Origin of the sequence: Pseudomonas sp. NBRC 111138, assembly GCF_001320835.1 — a bacterium.
GTDB classification, from domain to species: Bacteria; Pseudomonadota; Gammaproteobacteria; order Pseudomonadales; family Pseudomonadaceae; genus Aquipseudomonas; species Aquipseudomonas paracarnis.
In genome coordinates this window covers 25,413-43,288 of sequence record NZ_BCBO01000085.1, presented here as the reverse complement: position 1 = coordinate 43,288, position 17,876 = coordinate 25,413, and the positions used below count along the sequence as shown (strand labels likewise).

Annotated in this window: 16 protein-coding genes; 11 read left to right on the top strand and 5 right to left on the bottom strand. The window is 61.1% G+C overall.

Annotation, left to right across the window (positions count from 1 at the left end; genetic code table 11):
• Positions 1-70 precede the first annotated feature (70 nt).
• Entirely contained in the window at positions 71-358 is a 288-nt protein-coding gene (locus tag APH41_RS16660; protein ID WP_014719371.1) for a SelT/SelW/SelH family protein, read from the top strand.
• 2 nt (positions 359-360) lie between these two features.
• Here APH41_RS16660 and APH41_RS16655 read toward each other — a convergent pair whose 3' ends face one another.
• Positions 361-1,242: a DMT family transporter gene (locus APH41_RS16655; RefSeq protein ID WP_034126769.1), complete on the bottom strand. Its 882-nt coding sequence runs from the start codon at positions 1,240-1,242 to the stop codon at positions 361-363.
• Positions 1,243-1,343: 101 nt separating this feature from the next.
• The gene (locus APH41_RS16650) at positions 1,344-2,093 is read right to left on the bottom strand and encodes an AraC family transcriptional regulator (RefSeq protein ID WP_054920192.1); all 750 of its coding nucleotides are present in this window, start codon (positions 2,091-2,093) and stop codon (positions 1,344-1,346) included.
• A gap of 137 nt (positions 2,094-2,230) precedes the next feature.
• On the opposite strand from APH41_RS16650, the gene APH41_RS16645 reads away from it, so the two are divergent.
• Positions 2,231-3,040 carry a UDP-2,3-diacylglucosamine diphosphatase gene (locus APH41_RS16645; protein WP_014719368.1) on the top strand — a complete coding sequence of 270 codons (810 nt, stop codon included), beginning with the start codon at positions 2,231-2,233 and terminating at the stop codon, positions 3,038-3,040.
• A 179-nt stretch (positions 3,041-3,219) separates the two neighbouring features.
• Here the strand turns inward: APH41_RS16645 and APH41_RS16640 are convergent, their stop codons facing one another.
• The 3 genes from APH41_RS16640 to phhA all read right to left on the bottom strand — a co-directional run bounded on the left by APH41_RS16640 (position 3,220) and on the right by phhA (position 5,659).
• Positions 3,220-4,413, bottom strand: coding sequence for an amino acid aminotransferase (locus APH41_RS16640; RefSeq protein ID WP_054920190.1), 1,194 nt, complete (start codon positions 4,411-4,413; stop codon positions 3,220-3,222).
• Positions 4,413-4,769 (bottom strand): 4a-hydroxytetrahydrobiopterin dehydratase, encoded by a 357-nt coding sequence (locus tag APH41_RS16635; protein ID WP_003192995.1) that lies wholly within the window; start codon positions 4,767-4,769, stop codon positions 4,413-4,415. Before APH41_RS16635 ends, APH41_RS16640 begins: the two co-directional genes overlap by 1 nt.
• A 98-nt stretch (positions 4,770-4,867) precedes the next feature.
• Entirely contained in the window at positions 4,868-5,659 is a 792-nt protein-coding gene (gene phhA, locus APH41_RS16630; RefSeq protein WP_003192992.1) for a phenylalanine 4-monooxygenase, read from the bottom strand.
• Positions 5,660-5,915: 256 nt separating this feature from the next.
• On the opposite strand from phhA, the gene APH41_RS16625 reads away from it, so the two are divergent.
• From APH41_RS16625 to APH41_RS16585, 9 genes are all read left to right on the top strand, one after another.
• Positions 5,916-7,481: a sigma-54-dependent phenylalanine hydroxylase transcriptional regulator PhhR gene (locus tag APH41_RS16625; protein WP_003192990.1), complete on the top strand. Its 1,566-nt coding sequence runs from the start codon at positions 5,916-5,918 to the stop codon at positions 7,479-7,481.
• Between the two features lie 700 nt (positions 7,482-8,181).
• Entirely contained in the window at positions 8,182-8,922 is a 741-nt protein-coding gene (locus tag APH41_RS16620) for a flagellar basal body rod protein FlgF (protein WP_003192988.1), read from the top strand.
• A 62-nt stretch (positions 8,923-8,984) separates the two neighbouring features.
• A complete protein-coding gene (gene flgG, locus APH41_RS16615; protein WP_003192986.1) occupies positions 8,985-9,770 on the top strand; it encodes a flagellar basal-body rod protein FlgG in 786 nt (261 codons plus the stop codon).
• 53 nt (positions 9,771-9,823) lie between these two features.
• The gene (gene flgH / locus APH41_RS16610; RefSeq protein WP_034126774.1) at positions 9,824-10,519 is read left to right on the top strand and encodes a flagellar basal body L-ring protein FlgH; all 696 of its coding nucleotides are present in this window, start codon (positions 9,824-9,826) and stop codon (positions 10,517-10,519) included.
• Positions 10,520-10,525: 6 nt separating this feature from the next.
• Entirely contained in the window at positions 10,526-11,635 is a 1,110-nt protein-coding gene (locus APH41_RS16605; RefSeq protein WP_161793221.1) for a flagellar basal body P-ring protein FlgI, read from the top strand.
• Between the two features lie 4 nt (positions 11,636-11,639).
• Positions 11,640-12,899 carry a flagellar assembly peptidoglycan hydrolase FlgJ gene (gene flgJ, locus APH41_RS16600; protein WP_054898649.1) on the top strand — a complete coding sequence of 420 codons (1,260 nt, stop codon included), beginning with the start codon at positions 11,640-11,642 and terminating at the stop codon, positions 12,897-12,899.
• 10 nt (positions 12,900-12,909) lie between these two features.
• Positions 12,910-14,955: a flagellar hook-associated protein FlgK gene (flgK, locus tag APH41_RS16595; RefSeq protein WP_034126776.1), complete on the top strand. Its 2,046-nt coding sequence runs from the start codon at positions 12,910-12,912 to the stop codon at positions 14,953-14,955.
• 14 nt (positions 14,956-14,969) lie between these two features.
• Positions 14,970-16,574, top strand: a complete 1,605-nt coding sequence (locus APH41_RS16590) for a flagellar hook-associated protein 3 (RefSeq protein ID WP_034126777.1) — start codon at positions 14,970-14,972, stop codon at positions 16,572-16,574.
• Positions 16,575-16,850: 276 nt separating this feature from the next.
• Positions 16,851-17,780 (top strand): ketoacyl-ACP synthase III, encoded by a 930-nt coding sequence (locus APH41_RS16585; RefSeq protein ID WP_054920187.1) that lies wholly within the window; start codon positions 16,851-16,853, stop codon positions 17,778-17,780.
• The last annotated feature ends 96 nt before the right edge of the window (positions 17,781-17,876 follow it).

Here is a 17,876-nt window from a genome sequence, read left to right as displayed (position 1 = left end):
GCTGGGCGACAAAGGCCGCTATTATAGCCACCCGATCCGCTGAGCCTGTTACGCCAGGAGCCGCTTAATGATGTCTGCATGCAAACCCGAGATCGTTATCACCTATTGCACCCAGTGCCAGTGGTTGCTGCGCGCCGCGTGGCTGGCCCAGGAGCTACTCAGCACCTTTGCCGATGACTTGGGGCGCGTGGCACTGGAACCGGCCACCGGCGGGGCCTTTCGCATTACCTGCGATGGCGTGCAGATTTGGGAGCGCAAGGCCGATGGCGGTTTTCCCGAGGCCAAGGTGCTCAAGCAGCGAGTGCGCGACCAGATCGACCCGCAGCGCGACCTCGGGCATAACGACCGTACCGTCTGAAGTCAGGCCGGCGCCGGTTGCTTGGCCTGGCTGGCGCTGCCCATCAGGCCGGAGAGCACGATGGCGACGATGATCAAGGCGCCGCCCAGCAGCATGCGCAGGGTCGGGGTTTCGGCAAACAGCAGCCAGGCCACGGTGATGCCGTAGACGGGCTCCATGGCAAACACCACCGAAGCGGTGCGCGCCTTGATTACGGCGAGGCTGGCGACAAACAGGCTATGGGCCAGGCCGGTACAAAACACCCCCAGCAGCCCGATCCACAGCCAATCTATCCCTCGCACATCCGCCAACCCCGGCGCGGCCACGGGCAGCAGGAGCGCGGCGACCACGACGTTCTGGCACAGCGCGGCCTGTACCGCAGGAATGCGCCCGGAACTGGCGCGATTATTCAGCGACAACAACGAGAACAACAGGCCCGAGACGATGCCCCACAGCAGGCCGCCCGTGGCTTCGCTGGCGAGGTTGAAATCCGGGGTCACAAGCACCAGGCCAACGGTGACCAGCACCACCAGCAGCACTTCATTGGCCCGAATACGCTCGCGGAAAATCAGCCCCTCAAGGATCACCGTAAAGGCCGGAAAGGCGGTGAACCCCAAGGTCGCCACGGCCACGCCGGCGACTTTGACGGCGATAAAGAACGTCACCCAATGGGCAGCCAACAACACGCCGCTGACCAGCAGCCGGCGCCAGTCACGCATCTCCAGTTTTTTCCAGGGAGCGTTGCTGGCAAAGCGCGCAAAGACCGCCAGCGCCAGCACGGCAAACGCCGCCCGGCCAAATACGATGATGGCGGGGGAGGCCGCCGCCAGCTTGCCGAACACGCCGGTGAGGCCAAACATCAATGCGCCGATATGCAGGGCGCCGAGGGCTGAGCGGGGAGTCATTGCGATCCTTGATCCAACAGGGGGGTGACAGCCTCGCAGTCTAGAGGGTTGGCGGGTGGGCGTCTGTCGCGGGTGGGGTGATTTTTAGCGCAAGACTCTTGCTAGCCCGCTCGACGCAATGCACCGGGCGAGGCGCCAAACGCCCGAAGCATGGCCGCGCAAAATGCACTTTGCGAGGCGTAGCCGACGCGCTCGGCAATCTCGCCGATGGGTAGGGAGGTTTCGCGTAAAAGCCTGAGCGCCAAGTGCAAGCGGCGACTGCGTAGATAGTCCATCGGCGTTTGCCCGCACTCCGCCATGAACCGCGCATGCAGGCGCGGCACGGACAAATCGGCAATCCGCGCCAGGTCGGCCACCTGGAGCGGACGCGCCGCATGGCGCTCGATATGGCTATTGAACGCGGCATAAGGCAGACGCCGGCCAGGCAGCGGTTGAGCTTGAGGGTGGTTGAGGCTGGCCAGTAACAACACAGCGCCTTGCTGGACGATCAGTGGGTCGTGCACCGGGCTCTGTGCCAGCCACTGCACCAACTGGTGTTGCCGGGCATCCAACACGAGGCGCGCGGGTTGGTCGAGCAAGCGGCGGCTGGCGTCGGCATGTTCGCCCAAGGATTGCACCACCCAGTGCTCAGTCGGTACATCCAGCACCAGGCAGCGGCTGCCATCGCGGCTGATGCAGGCGTGGTGGGTGGAGAAGGGCAGCACCATCACGCTGCTTTCGCGCACCTGGCTGCCACGGCCATCGACTTCCAGGTCCAGGTGCCCGGAAAGGCCGAACACCAACTGCGCATGGTCATGGCTGTGGGCAATGGGCGCTTCGAGGTAGTGGCGTAGCGTGAGGGTCGGGCTCATCGCGGTCTCCAGGGCGGCAAGCCGTCAGTCTACAACGCTTGGCGGGCCGCAGGCGCTGTCATCAGACTGACGCACGCTTGTCATGGGCTATTAATCGCCAAGGCGCAAGCTCGCCAAAACAGCGTCGAGGGATACCCATGACCCGTGCCGAGTTCACCAAGCCCAGCCGCAAGCAACGGGTGCGAACCCTGTGGATTTCCGACGTGCACCTGGGCACTCGGGATTGCCAGGCCGAACACCTGTCGCACTTTCTCAAGGGCTACCATGCCGACAAGGTCTACCTGGTCGGTGACATCATCGACGGTTGGAAACTGCGCGGCGGCATGTATTGGCCTCAAGCCCACACCAACGTGATCCGCCGCTTGCTGACCATGGCCAAGCGTGGCACCGAGGTGATCTATGTCACCGGCAACCATGACGAGTTCCTGCGTCGCTATTCCAAGCTGATCCTGGGCAATATCCAATTGGTCGATGAGGCTGTGCACGTCACCGCCGATGGCCGCCATTTGCTGGTGATTCATGGCGACCAGTTTGATGTGATCACGCGCTATCACCGCTGGCTCGCTTTCCTCGGCGACTCGGCCTACGAGTTCACCCTGACGCTGAACCGCTGGCTGAACCACTGGCGTGCGCGGTATGGCTACGGTTATTGGTCGCTGTCGGCGTACCTGAAACACAAGGTCAAGACGGCGGTGAGTTTTATCAGCGATTTCGAAGAGGCGATTGCCCACGAGGTGACCAAGCGGGAATTGCACGGGGTGGTGTGCGGGCATATTCACCATGCCGAGATTCGCAAGGTGGGCGAGGTGGATTACCTCAACTGCGGGGATTGGGTGGAGTCGTGCACGGCCTTGATCGAGCACTGGGATGGGCATATCGAGTTGTATCGGTTGGCGGATGCGCAGGCCAAAGAGGCACTGCTAAAGGCTGAAATGGTCGCTGGCTGAACCTGTGGCGAGGGAGCTTGCTCCCGTGACGGCCTGACAGCCGACGCTGATCTACCTGACACCCCACGATTCAAATGTGGGAGCGGGCTTGCCCGCGATGGCGGCGGGTCAGGCAATTAATCTGCAACTGAACCACCGCCATCGCAGGCAAGCCAGCTCCCACACGTAATCCTGTTTCTTCAGTTGGAAACGTCGGCGATGGCTTGAGCCAGCAACGTCAAGCGCGTCGCATCAACCCCAGCCACGTTAGCCCGCCCCGAACTGACCATATACACACTGTGCTTCTCGCGCAGTTGCTTGACCTGCTCGGCACTCAAGCCGGTATAGGAAAACATCCCACGTTGCGCGCCGATATGTGCGAATTTCTCGGCCAGGCCATGGGGCGCAAGCGCTTCCACCAATCCGGAGCGTAACTGAGCGATCCGCGAACGCATGGCCTCGACTTCCTCGCTCCACTGCTTTTTCAACTGTGCATCACCGAGGATGGTCGCCACCACGGCGGCACCGTGATCCGGCGGTGTCGACCACAGGTTGCGAGCGATATTCGCCAGTTGGCTACGCACATCGGTGAGCTTTTCAGCATCCGCCGCACACACGATCAATGCACCCACGCGGTCGCGATACAGGCCGAAGTTCTTCGAGCAGGAGCTGGTGATCAGCACTTCCGGCAGCTCGGCGGCAAACAGGCGCACCGCCCAGGCGTCCTGCTCCAGGCCATCGCCAAAGCCCTGGTAGGCGAAGTCGATCAGCGGCAGCAACTGGCGTTCACGCACGATCTGTAAGACCTGGCGCCAGTCATCCTGGGACAGGTCAAAGCCGGTCGGGTTATGGCAGCACGCGTGCAGCAATACCACGTCGCCCTTGGGCACGCTGGACAGGGTTGCCAGCATCGCCGTCACATCCAGGCGGTTGTCGCTGCCCACGTAAGGGTAATGACTGACCTTGAGCCCGGCCTTGGCAAAAATGGTTTCGTGGATCGGCCAGGTCGGGTTGCTCAGCCACACGCCACGGCCCGGCAGGCTGTGGGCGATAAAGTCGGCGCTCAAGCGCAGGGCACCGGTGCCGCCTGGGGTTTGCGTGGCGCCAGCACGGCGGTCGCGCAGCAAGGCTGAGTCGGCGCCGAGCACCAGTTCGCTGATCAGGCTGCCGAAGGCTGCATCGCCATGGCCACCGATATAGGTTTTGGTCACTTGAGTGTCGACCAGGCGCTGTTCCGCCAGCTTCACCGAGTGAGGAATCGGCGTGAGGCCTTGGTCGTCCTTATAGACACCTACGCCCAGGTCGAACTTGTTCGGGTTGGCATCCTGGGCATACAGGTCCATCAGCCCTAGGATCGGGTCGCCGGGCACGCGGTCGATGGCATCGAAATGCATTACTTGCGGCCCTCGGCGGTCTTGGCCACTTCGTCGGTGCGCGCGGCCATGATGAAGTCGTTGCGGTGCAGGCCCTTGATGGAGTGGCTCCACCAGGTCACGGTGACTTTGCCCCACTCGGTGAGCAGGCCTGGGTGATGGCCTTCGGCTTCGGAGATTTCACCCATGGCGTTGGTGAAAGCCAGGGCAAATTTGAAGTTCTTGAACAGGAAAACCTTTTCCAGCTGCATCACGCCGTCGCGCACTTCGATGTTCCAGTCAGGGATCTGCTTGATCAGCACCGGCAGTTCTTCATCGCTGACTTGCGGGGCATCGGCGCGGCAGGCTTCGCAGTGGGCTTGGTTCAAGGTGGTCATGGAAGGTGTCCTGAATTCGAATGATTGAAGGTCAGTGGCGTTACCCTAAAGCAACGCGGGGCCAGGGAACAGACTCACCTGGCCTTAAAACGCAAGGTTCACGCGGCTTTGGGCTTGGGTGGGAATTTCGGTGCGTGCAGACCCAACTGCATACCGCGCTCCACCATGCCCATGATGTCCTCCTGCGCTACGTCGAACAGGCGCTTGAGCTCGGGCAATACGAAGTACAAAGGTTGCAGGATGTCGATGCGATAGGGGGTGCGCATCGCTTCCAGCGGATCAAATGCCTGGTGCTCGGGCTCGTCCGACAGGCAATACACACTTTCTTTAGGCGACGACAGAATACCGCCACCGTAGATACGCCGGCCCTGGGGCGTGTCCACCAGGCCGAACTCGATAGTCATCCAGTACAGGCGTGCCAGGTACACCCGTTGCTCCTTGGTGGCCGCCAGGCCGAGCTTGCCGTAGGTGTGGGTGAATTCAGCGAACCAGGGGTTGGTCAGGAGCGGGCAGTGGCCAAAGATCTCGTGAAAAATATCCGGCTCTTGCAGGTAGTCCAATTCTTCACGGGTGCGAATAAAAGTCGCCACCGGAAACTGCTTGCTGGCCAGTAATTCAAAAAAGGTCTGGAAGGGGATCAGCGCCGGCACGCGGGCGACTTGCCAGCCGGTGGTGTCGGCCAGCACCTTGTTGATTTCGCCCAACTGGGGAATGCGGTCCAGAGGCAGGCCGAGCTTGTCGATACCGTCCAGGTATTCCTGACAGGCGCGGCCCTCGATCACTTTCAATTGGCGAGTGATCAGGGTGTTCCACACCGCATGTTCTTCTGGCGGGTAGTGGATAAAACCTTGCGCATCGGGCTCGCGGGCCACGTAGTGCGTCTGCTTCATACGGCTCTCCTGCTAGGCATTCGTTCTTGTTATGTCCTGGGATGCTCCTATTGATAACCGGATAGGCGCCGGATTCCATCAGCCTTAACGGAGTGGTGTAGGAAAAATTACCGATTATCGTAAAGTATTCGTTACGACAGGCCCGCTCGTCGCAGCTATGGGCTGGGAAAAGCCACCGCGCTGTCACATAATCTTGACGACTATCTGCGCCCGCCGACAAAAAGCCGCGGCGCCTACTCCCTTTTCGAGTCTTTCCATGCGTATCAAAGTGCACTGCCAAAACCGCATCGGCATCCTGCGGGACATCCTCAACCTGCTGGTGGAGTACGGCGTCAACGTCGCCAAGGGCGAAGTCGGCGGCGAGCACGGCAATGCCATCTACCTGTTCTGCCCCAACCTGGTGAACATGCAGTTCCAGGCGTTGCGCCCGCAGTTCGAGGCGATTGCCGGAGTATTCGGGGTCAAGCGGGTAGGGCTGATGCCCAGCGAGCGGCGGCATATGGAACTCAACGCATTGCTCGGCGCCCTGGAATTCCCGGTGCTGTCCATTGATATGGGCGGCTCCATCGTGGCCGCCAACCGTGCGGCGGCGCAGTTGCTTGGCGTACGGGTAGATGAAGTGCCGGGGATTCCCCTGTCGCGTTATGCCGAGGATTTTGACCTGCCGGAACTGGTGCGCGCCAGCAAGTCACGAATCAATGGCCTGCGGGTCAAGGTCAAGGGTGACGTATTTCTGGCGGACATCGCGCCCCTGCAATCCTCCGAGCACGACGACAGCGAAGCCATGGCCGGCGCCGTGCTCACCCTGCACCGTGCCGACCGGGTCGGTGAGCGTATCTATAACGTGCGCAAGCAAGAGCTGCGCGGTTTCGACAGCATCTTCCAGAGCTCCAAGGTCATGGCCGCAGTGGTGCGTGAAGCGCGGCGCATGGCGCCGCTGGATGCGCCGCTATTAATAGAAGGCGAAACCGGCACCGGCAAGGAGCTGTTGGCCCGGGCCTGCCACTTGGCCAGCCCGCGGGGGCAGTCGCCGTTGATGGCGCTCAACTGCGCGGGGTTGCCCGAGTCGATGGCCGAGACTGAACTGTTTGGCTATGGCCCCGGCGCATTTGAAGGGGCGCGGGCCGAAGGCAAGTTGGGCCTGCTTGAGCTGACGGCGGGCGGTACCTTGTTTCTGGATGGCGTGGGAGAAATGAGCGCGCGCTTGCAGGTCAAGCTGCTGCGCTTTCTGCAGGACGGTTGTTTTCGCCGGGTGGGCAGTGATGAAGAGGTGTACCTGGACGTGCGGGTGATCTGCGCGACCCAGGTAGATTTGTCGGAACTCTGCGCCCGGGGTGAGTTTCGTCAGGACCTTTATCACCGGCTGAATGTGCTGTCGCTGCATATCCCGCCGTTGCGCGAATGCCTGGATGGCCTCGCGCCGTTGGTCGAGCACTTTCTCGACCAGGCCAGTCGGCAGATCGGTTGTCCTCTGCCCAAGTTGGCCCCCGCCGCTATGGACAAGCTCAGCCACTACCACTGGCCGGGCAACGTGCGGCAGCTGGAAAACGTGCTGTTCCAGGCGGTGTCGTTGTGCGAAGGCGGCACGGTCAAGGTTGAGCATATTCGGTTGCCGGATTATGGCGTGCGTCAGCCGCTGGGCGATTTTTCCCTGGAGGGTAGCCTGGAGGATATCGTCGGGCGCTTTGAAAAGGCGGTGTTGGAAAGCCTGTACGCCGAACACCCGAGCAGTCGCCAGTTGGGCAAGCGCCTGGGGGTGTCGCACACCACCATTGCCAACAAACTGCGTGATTACGAAGTGCTCAAGGCTGATCGTAGTTAAAACGGTGGGAGCTGGCTTGCCGGCGATAACGGACTGTCAGTTGGCATATCAGGGCCTGCCCAACCGCTATCGCAGGCAAGCCAGCTCCCACATTGGTTGGGTATTGCCCACGGAATCAACGCCCAGCATCAATCCTCTGTGGGAGCGGGCTTGCCCGCGAAGGCGGCGTGTCAGTCAATGAGTCTGTCACTGAACCACCGCTATCGCAGGCAAGCCAGCTCCCACATTGGTTGGGTATTGCCCACGGAATCAACGCCCAGCATCAATCCTCTGTGGGAGCGGGCTTGCCCGCGATGGCGGCGTGTCAGTCAATGAATTTGTGACTGAACCACCGCTATCGCAGGCAAGCCAGCTCCCACATTGGTTGGGTATTGCCCACGGCATCAGCGCCCGGCATCAATCCCCTGTGGGAGCGGGCTTGCCCGCGATGGCGGCATGTCAGTCAATGAGTCTGTCACTGAACCAACGCTATCGCAGGCAAGCCGGCTTTGATCTGTACCGGATTTAAGGCCGGTGTTTGCCGCAGGCGGCAGTAGTCCGCCGTTTTTTCGACTGTTTCTCCCCTACCAATTTCACATACCTCCACGAAACCCCCGCCGCGCCTGGATTTGCGCCTCTTTTAAAAAGTTGGTTCGCAAATTGCTTAAGCCTCCTCAGTACAGCGGTGGGCGGCAAGCGTCCGTCAGAAAGAGGATAGAGCGTGGACAAGTACCTTTATGTGGCAATGACCGGCGCCAGCCAGAATGCACTGGCGCAGAAGGCCCATGCCAACAATCTGGCGAACATTTCCACCAACGGCTTCCAGCGCGACCTGGAACAGGCGCGTTCGATGCCGGTGTTCGGTGACAGCTTTCCGGCGCGGGCGTTTGCCATGACCGAACGTCCGGCTACCGACTTTTCACCGGGCGCGATGATCGAGACCGGTCGCGACCTGGACGTAGCCGTCAGCGGCGACGGCTGGATGGCGGTGCAGACCCCGGATGGCGGCGAAGCCTACGTGCGCAGCGCCAGCATGAACGTGGATGCCCTGGGCGTGCTGCGGGCCGGCAACGGTATGCCGATCATGGGCAACGGTGGCCCGATCGCCGTGCCGCCCCAGCAGAAAATCGAAGTGGGTTCGGACGGCACTATCAGTATCCGCGCCATGGGCGAAGGCCCGCGGGTGATGGCGGAAGTGGACCGTATCAAGATGGTCCAGCCTGACCTCAAGAACATGACCAAGGGCCTGGACGGCACCATCCACACCAAGGATGGCCAACCGGCCCAGGCTGACGCGAACGTGCGGCTGACCTCGGGTTTCCTGCAGGCGAGCAACGTCAATGCCGTGGAAGAAATGACCGCAGTGCTGGCGCTGGCCAAGCAGTTCGAGCTGCACATCAAGATGATGAACAGCGCAAAAGAAGACGACCAGGCCATGACGCGCGTCATGCAGATGAGCTGATCCAAGCCCATTAACTAATTTGCAATGCAGCGCCAACCATCCGGCGCACGAAGGAGAACAGCATGCTTCCGGCTCTATGGGTTGCCAAGACAGGCCTGTCCGCCCAGGACACCAACCTGACGACCATTTCCAACAACCTGGCAAACGTGTCGACCACGGGCTTCAAACGTGACCGCGCCGAGTTCCAGGACTTGCTCTATCAGATCAAGAAGCAACCGGGCGCCCAATCGACCCAGGACAGCGAACTGCCGTCGGGCCTGCAACTGGGTACCGGTGTGCAGATCGTCGGCACCCAGAAAAACTTCAGCGCCGGCAACCTGCAGCAAACCGGCCAGCCCCTGGACATGGCGATCAACGGCCGGGGCTTTTTTCAAGTGCTGCAACCGGATGGCACCACTTCTTACACCCGTGACGGCACCTTCCACCTGGACTCCAACGGCCAGATCGTGACCGCCAACGGTTTCGCCCTGGAGCCTGCTGTCGTGGTGCCGCCCGACGCCAAGACCTTCACCGTCGGCAACGACGGCACCGTGTCCATCACCGTCGCTGGCAACCCAGCGTCCCAGGTGATCGGCAACCTGCAAACCGCCGACTTCATCAACCCGGCCGGCCTGCAGGCCATGGGCAACAACCTGTTCCTGGAAACCGCCTCCAGTGGCGCGCCGCAAATCGGCACCCCTGGCTTGAACGGCTTCGGCACAACGCTGCAAAGCACTCTGGAAACCTCCAACGTCAGCACCGTTGAGGAGATGGTCAACATGATCACCACCCAGCGCGCCTACGAGATGAACTCCAAGGTGATTTCCACCGCCGACCAGATGCTTTCGTTCGTTACGCAGAATCTGTAATCAAGTCTATGGGGCGCCCTTGAGGGTGCCTGCAACACCGTGAGGTTAGGGTCATGAATCGCTATGTTTGTGTGTTGGCATTGAGTGGGATCGCCGTGCTTGCGGGCTGTGTCGCCCCCACGCCAAAGCCCAATGACCCGTACTACGCGCCGGTGTTGCCACGCACACCGCTGCCGGCGGCGGCCAACAATGGCTCGATCTACCAGGCCGGTTTCGAGCAGAACCTGTACAGCGACCGCAAGGCGTTTCGGGTCGGTGACATCATCACCATCACCCTGAACGAGAAGACCCAGGCCAGCAAGAACGCCAACTCGCAGATCGGCAAGAACAGCAAGACCAGCATCGGCCTGACCTCGCTGTTCGGCGGCGGCCTGAACACCAACAACCCGCTGGGCGGTGGTGACCTGAGCCTGGACGCCGGCTACAGCGGCGACCGCGCCACCAACGGCAAGAGCGCGGCCGGGCAGGGCAACAGCCTGACCGGTTCGATCACCGTGACCGTCGCCGATGTATTGCCCAACGGCATCATTGCCGTGCGCGGTGAAAAGTGGATGACCCTCAACACCGGCGACGAGCTGGTGCGCATCGCCGGCATGGTCCGCGCCGATGACATCTCCACCGACAACACCGTGCCGTCGACGCGCATTGCCGATGCACGCATTACCTACTCGGGCACCGGTTCGTTTGCCGATGCGAGCCAGCCGGGCTGGTTCGACCGCTTCTTCCTCAGCCCGCTGTTCCCTTTCTAGGTGGCCATTTTGAAGTTCAAACAGCTGATGGCGATGGCGCTTTTGCTGGCCTTGAGTGCTGTGGCCCAGGCCGAGCGCCTGAAGGATATCGCCAGTATTTCCGGCGTGCGCTCCAACCAGTTGATCGGCTATGGCCTGGTCGTGGGGCTCAACGGCACGGGTGACCAGACCACCCAGACGCCGTTCACCCTGCAAACCTTCAACAACATGCTCTCCCAGTTCGGCATCAAGGTGCCGCCAGGCTCGGGCAACGTGCAGTTGAAGAACGTCGCGGCGGTGTCGATCAGCGCCGATCTGCCCGCGTTCGCCAAGCCGGGGCAGGTGGTGGATATCACCGTGTCGTCCATGGGTAACTCCAAGAGCCTGCGGGGCGGCACCTTGCTGATGACGCCGCTCAAAGGTATCGACGGCAACGTCTACGCCATCGCCCAGGGCAACCTGGTGGTCGGCGGTTTTGACGCCGAAGGCCGCGACGGCTCGAAGATCACCGTCAACGTGCCGTCGGCCGGGCGTATCCCCGGTGGCGCCACGGTTGAACGCACCGTGCCGAGTGGTTTCAACCAGGGCAACAGCCTGACCCTGAACCTCAACCGCTCCGACTTCACCACCGCCAAGCGCGTGGTCGACAAGATCAACGACATGCTCGGCCCTGGCGTGGCTCAGGCCATCGACGGCGGCTCGGTTCGCGTCACTGCGCCTTTGGACCCAAGCCAGCGCGTGGACTACCTGTCGATCCTGGAAAACCTTGAAGTGGACCCAGGCCAGGCCGTAGCGAAAGTCATCATCAACTCGCGCACCGGCACCATCGTGATCGGCCAGAACGTCAAGGTTTCGCCAGCGGCGGTGACCCACGGCAGCCTGACGGTGACCATCACCGAAGACCCGATCGTCAGTCAGCCTGGGCCGTTGTCCGGTGGCCAGACGGCCGTGGTCCCGCGCTCGCGGGTCAATGCCCAGCAAGAAGCCAAGCCGATGTTCAAGTTCGGCCCCGGCACCACCCTGGACGAGATTGTCCGTGCGGTGAACCAGGTGGGCGCTGCGCCCGGCGACTTGATGGCGATCCTCGAAGCTTTGAAGCAGGCCGGCGCGTTGCAAGCCGACCTGATCGTGATCTGAGGCCATGGCCATGGATATGCGCAAGAGCGGCATCAGCAGCACGGCGGACTCGGGGTCTTACTCCGACCTGAACCGGCTTAACCAGCTCAAGGTCGGTGACGACAAAAACAGCGAAGGCAACCTGCGCAAAGTGGCGCAGGAATTCGAGTCGCTGTTTTTGAACGAGATGCTCAAGTCCATGCGTTCGGCCACCGAGGCCCTGGGCAAGGACAACCCGCTGAACACCCCGGCCGCCAAGCAGTACCAGGAAATGTACGACCAGCAACTGGCAGTGTCGATGTCCCGCGAAGGTGGCGGTATCGGCCTGGCCGATGTGCTGATGCGCCAGATGCAGAAGAACAAGCCGGTGGAGGCCCAGGCCGCCACCTTGCAAGGCCCGGCGGCGGACGCGCCGGTGAAGAAAGTCGATGTGCCGACCGAGATTGCCGCCGGTACCCAGGCCGAAGGCCCGTTGGGCCGCTCCAATGGCCAGCGGCCTTTGTGGGCGTATCGCGTGGCCGTGCCTGAGGGCGCCAGCACCCATGCCAACGACATGGAACTGATGAACCAGCGTCGTATCGCCTTGCCCAGCAAGCTGGCCGACCGCCTGCTGGCGGGTATCGTGCCGAACGCTCCGGTCGAAGCCAAATCCGCGCCCCTGCGTAACAGCGCTGCCGACGACACGGTCATCAACAGCAGCACGCGTAGCTTTGCCGTGCCGAGCGGGCGCATGCAGGTGTATGGCCGCGCCATTGCCCAGCCACCGCTGGCGCCGGCCAAGAAAGCCTTCAGCTCCCAGGATGAATTTGTCGCCACCATGTTGCCGATGGCCAAGGCCGCTGCCGCACGGATTGGTATCGACCCCAAGTACCTGGTGGCCCAGGCGGCACTGGAAACCGGTTGGGGCAAATCAGTCATGCGCGCCGAGGACGGCAGCAGCAGCCACAACCTGTTCGGCATCAAGGCCGGGCAGAGCTGGCAGGGTGGTCAGGCCCGGGCGATCACCAGCGAGTTTCGCGATGGGGCGATGGTCAAGGAAACGGCGCAATTCCGTTCCTACAGCTCCTACCAGGACAGCTTCCACGACCTCGTGACCCTGCTGCAAAGCCATGATCGCTATAAAGAAGTTGTGAAATCAGCCGACAACCCGGAACAGTTTGTACGCGAGTTGCAAAAAGCCGGTTATGCAACCGACCCGGATTACGCCAGCAAGATTTCGCAGATCGCAAAAAACATGAACAGTTACCAGAACTACGCTGCCGCTGGCGCAACCACACATTTATAAGGTCTGAACCATGAGTTTGCTCAGTATCGGGATGTCAGGGCTCAATGCCGCTCAAGGATCGTTGTCGGTCTTGAGTAATAACATCGCCAACGCCAACACCTCGGGTTATTCGCGCCAGCAGACCACGCAAAATGCGAGTGCCAACAACCCCTACGGCGGTGTGTACATTGGCAGCGGCACCACGCTGGCGGATGTGCGTCGGGTCTATAACGAGTTCCTGGATGCGGCCTACCAGAACAGCACGGCGCTCAATAACGATGCCAAGGCTTATTCCAGCCAGGCCAGCGCCATCGACAAGACTTTGTCGGACAAGACAACCGGCATGTCTTCGGTGCTCAGCGCGTTTTTTGCCGCTGTGCAGACCTCCGCGGCCAACCCCAGCGACGTGTCTGCCCGGCAAGTGCTGCTGACCAGCGCCCAGACCCTGAGTAACCGTTTCAACGCCATCTCCAGCCAATTGACTCAACAGAAAGAGTCGATCAATGGCCAGTTGAGCACCATGAGTGACCAGGTCAACCAGTTGACCTCCTCGATTGCTTCGCTCAACAAGCAGATCACCCAGGCCCAGGGCTCAAGCAACAGCGCCCCGGCCAACCTGCTGGATGCCCGTAACGAGGCGGTGCGCTCGCTCAATGAACTGGTGGGTGTGACCACCAGTGAACAGAATGGTGTGTTCAGCGTCAGCACCGGCACGGGCCAATCCCTGGTATTGGGCGACCGGTCCAACACCCTCTCGGCAGTGCCGAGCGCTAGCGACCCAAGCCAGTACACCATTGCGCTCAATGCCGGCGGCGGTACGGCGATCGACTTGGGCAACGTGCTCAGTGGGGGCAGCATCGGCGGCCTGTTGCGTTATCGCAGTGATGCCCTGATGCCGGCCATCAATGACTTGGGGCGTATCGCCCTGGCGACAGCCGATACCATCAACAGCCAACTGGGGCAGGGCCTGGACTTGAACGGTGACTTCGGCTCATCGCTGTTCAAGGACATCAACAGCGCGGCGGCCATTGCCCAGCGCAGTCAGGGCGCGCTGGGCAACAGCACGGGCTCCGGCAATTTGAATGTGACCATTGCGGACACCAGCAAGCTGTCGACCTACGACTACAAAGTGACCTTTACCAGCGGCAACAACTACACGGTGGTGCGCTCCGACGGCAAGGCCATGGGCGCGTTCGACACCAATACCGCGCCGCCGCCGGTGATCGATGGGTTCACCCTGGCGCTGGATGGCAAGGGGCCGATGGCGGCGGGCGATAGTTTCAAAGTCAGCCCTACCGCCAGCGGTGCGACCAACATCGGCACGACTTTGACGGACGCCAATAAAATCGCGTTCGCCGGGCCATTGCTGGGCGAGGGCAGCAAGACCAACCAGGGTACCGGCACCTTTACACCGCCGACCCTGACCCTGCCTATCGATATTCATGGTGGCGCCGATACCGCGCAACTGCGTACCGGCATTGAGCACTCGATGCCAGTGAAGATGGTATTCGGCAAGCCGGCCGCCGACGGCACCCAGGGCTACACGCTCAACGATGCCCAGGGCAACCCGATTGGCACCGGCACCATCGTGCCGGGCCAAGGCAACAAAATCACGGTCGATGTACCGATGCGGGATGCCAACGGCACGCTGCTGGTGCCGGCCAAAAGCTTCAAGTTCGATACCACGGTCGCCGGGTCGCCCGCCGCTGGCGACAGCACCACGTTTTCCTTCAACGCCTCGGGCAAGTCGGATAACCGTAACGCCCAGGCGTTGCTCGACCTGCAAACCAAAGCCACCGTCGGCCTGTCCGATGGCAGTGGCGGCGGAGTGAGCCTGGTGGCGGCCAACAGTCGCCTGGTGTCGACCGTCGGAGCCAAGGCCGCGTCGGCCAATACCGACACCACGGCCACGGGCGCCTTGCTCAAGGCCAACCAGGATGCGCGCAACTCCGTGTCCCAGGTCAACCTCGATGAAGAGGCGGGCGACATGATCAAATTCCAGCAGTACTACACCGCCTCGTCGCAGATCATCAAGGCTGCGCAAGAAACCTTCAGCACGCTGATCAATAGTCTTTAAGGGAGTCTGGGACGATGCGTATTTCCACTGCACAGTATTTTGAAACCAGTGCCGCCAAGTACACGGACAACTATTCCAGCGTTGTGAAGGCCCAGGAGCAGGCCAGTTCCGGTGTGCGCGTGCAAACCGCAGCGGATGACCCGGTGGCGGCGGCGAGGTTGTTGTTGCTGCAACAGCAGAAGGACATGCTCGGGCAGTTCAACGGCAATATCACCAGTTTGAAGAACTCGTTGACCAACGAGGAAAGCGTATTGGGTGCAATCAACGAGGCACTGCAGGCGGCCAGTACCTTGGCCATTGAAGCGGGCGGTTCGCGCAGCGATGCCGACCGCAAGTCGATTGCCGGCCAGATCGGTGCGCTTGAAGACCAGGTGCTGGGCTTGCTTAACAGCAAGGATTCCTCGGGCAACTATCTGTTTTCCGGCTCCAAGACCTCGACGCCGCCCTATAGCCGTAACAGCGACGGCACCTACACCTATCAGGGTGATGAAACGCCGCTGAGCCTGCAGGTTTCCGATTCCCTGAGAGTCAGTGCCGGTGACACCGGCAAGAGCATCATGGACGGTGCCGTTAACTCGGGCCGCACCCAGGCGACCTGGATCGCACCTGCAATCGTGCCGCCGGCGACGGCGCCAGTGCCCAATGATCATAAAGTCTCAGTGTCGGCCGGCCTGGTGACTTCAGGCTCGGATTACACGAATAAATTCGCCGATGGCGAGCCTTACAAGCTGACCTTTACCAGCAGCACTCAGTACAAGGTCTCCGACAAGAACGGCAACGACATCACGTCGGAAATCCCTGGCAACGGCACCTTTGATTCCACCAAGGAAGGCGGCTCCACCGTGAGCCTGCGCGGCGTGAATTTTGATATTGCGGTGGATCTCAAGGATATGGCGACGGGGCCGGACGCCGATGCGCTGGTCAAGGACCGTTCGTTCAGCCTGGCCGCCAAACCCGACACCTTCAGTGTTTCGCGCACGCCCAGTAATGCCTCCACTGCGCAGCTGACGAATGCGCAGGTGAGCAACCCGGCCACCTATGCCAGTACGTTCCCGGCTAACAGCGGGGCGGTGATCAAGTTCACCAGTGGCACGGCGTATGAAGTCTATGCCCAGCCCTACAGTGCCGACAGTAAAGCGATCGCAACCGGCGACACCGGTGGCGGTACGACCGTGACGGCAGCAGGCGTGACCTTTGATGTCAGCGGCACACCGCAAGCCGGCGATCAGTTTGCGGTCGCTGCCAGCACTGCCAAGACCCAGAACGCGCTGGATACCCTGAGCCAACTGCGCAAGGCGCTGGAGCAACCGGCCGACGGCAACCCGGCGGCGATGGTCAAGCTCAAGGATGCGCTCGACGCTTCCATCAGTAATTTTGCCAATTCACGTGCCCAGGTCGACAACGTGCGCGGTTCTATCGGGGCCCGCGAAGCTGCACTGGATATCCAGTCGGCGGAAAACATCAGTATCGGCACTGCAAACAAAAGCACCATGAGCGATCTGGCGAACATTGACATGGGCGAGGCGGCGATCAACCTCACGTTGCAGCAAACCATGTTGCAGGCCTCGCAACTGGCGTTCGTTAAAATCTCCCAACTGAACCTGTTCAGCCGCATGTAATCGTCGCAATGAACAACGGCCTCCCCTGGCGACAGGGGAGGCCGTTGTCGTTTCTGGCCTGGAAATGTTGCCGGTTTTTGCACAAAGCGCGCAAAATTGAGTGACCTGTGAGTCATAAAGCGCATCTTCACTGTATCGTGTGAAAAGGATAAGTCGTCACAGGGCCTTTATCGGGCGGCTTTCAGCGAGATTTTCATGGGGTTATCCCCTTTATTGTCAGCACTCCCGGCGTAGTCCGAGGGGTGTTCTCCAGCTATTTAGTATTGGGAAGCCACAATGATTGGCATAAAAAGCATCGCCAGTTACGTGCCGGCAGACGGGATCGATAACTACGCCCAGGGTGCCAAATTCGCCAAGGATGAAGAGTTCATCATCGGCAAGATCGGTTCGGCGTTCCTGCCGCGCAAGGAAGCTGCACAGGAGACTTCCGACCTGTGCGTCGAAGCCGTCAATGCATTGTTTGTCAATAACCCGGATTTGAAGCGCGAGTCCATCGACGCGCTGATCGTCGTCACCCAGAACGGCGATGAAGAGGGCTTGCCCCACACCGCCGCCATCGTCCAGGACAAATTGGGCCTGCCGACTCACGTTGCCGCCTTCGATATTTCCCTGGGCTGCTCCGGCTACGTCTACGGCATCTACGCGATGAAAGGCTTCATGGAAGCCGCCGGCCTGAAAAACGGCCTGCTGATCACTGCCGACCCGTACTCCAAGATCGTCGACCCGGAAGATCGCAACACCACCATGCTGTTCGGTGATGCCGCCACCGCCACCTGGATGGGCGAGGACGCGCCGTGGTTGCTGGGCAAATCCAAGTTCGGTACCGACGGTTCCGGCGCGCCGCACTTGAAGGTCAGCGATGGTGTGTTCTTCATGAACGGCCGCCAGGTGTTCAACTTCGCCTTGCTCAAGGTGCCGGCACACTTGCACGAACTGCTCAATGAGTCGGACCTCAAGGCAGATGACATTGATGCGTTCTGCATCCACCAGGGCAGCGCGGCCATCGTTGACGCCGTGGCGCGCCGCTTTGAAGAAGCGCCGGTGGACAAGTTCATCAAGGACATGGTCGAGACCGGCAATACCGTGTCATCGAGCATTCCGTTGCTGCTGGAAAAGCACGTGATGGACGCCACCTGGAAGCGCGTGGCAATCAGCGGCTTTGGTGTGGGGCTGTCGTGGGGCTCGGCGATTCTCTATCGTCCGTGATGCTTTAGCGGCTTCATGAAAAACGCCGATGATCGAATGATCATCGGCGTTTTTTTTGCGCCCCCTTTTTAGGAGCGAGCTTGCTCGCGAAGAACC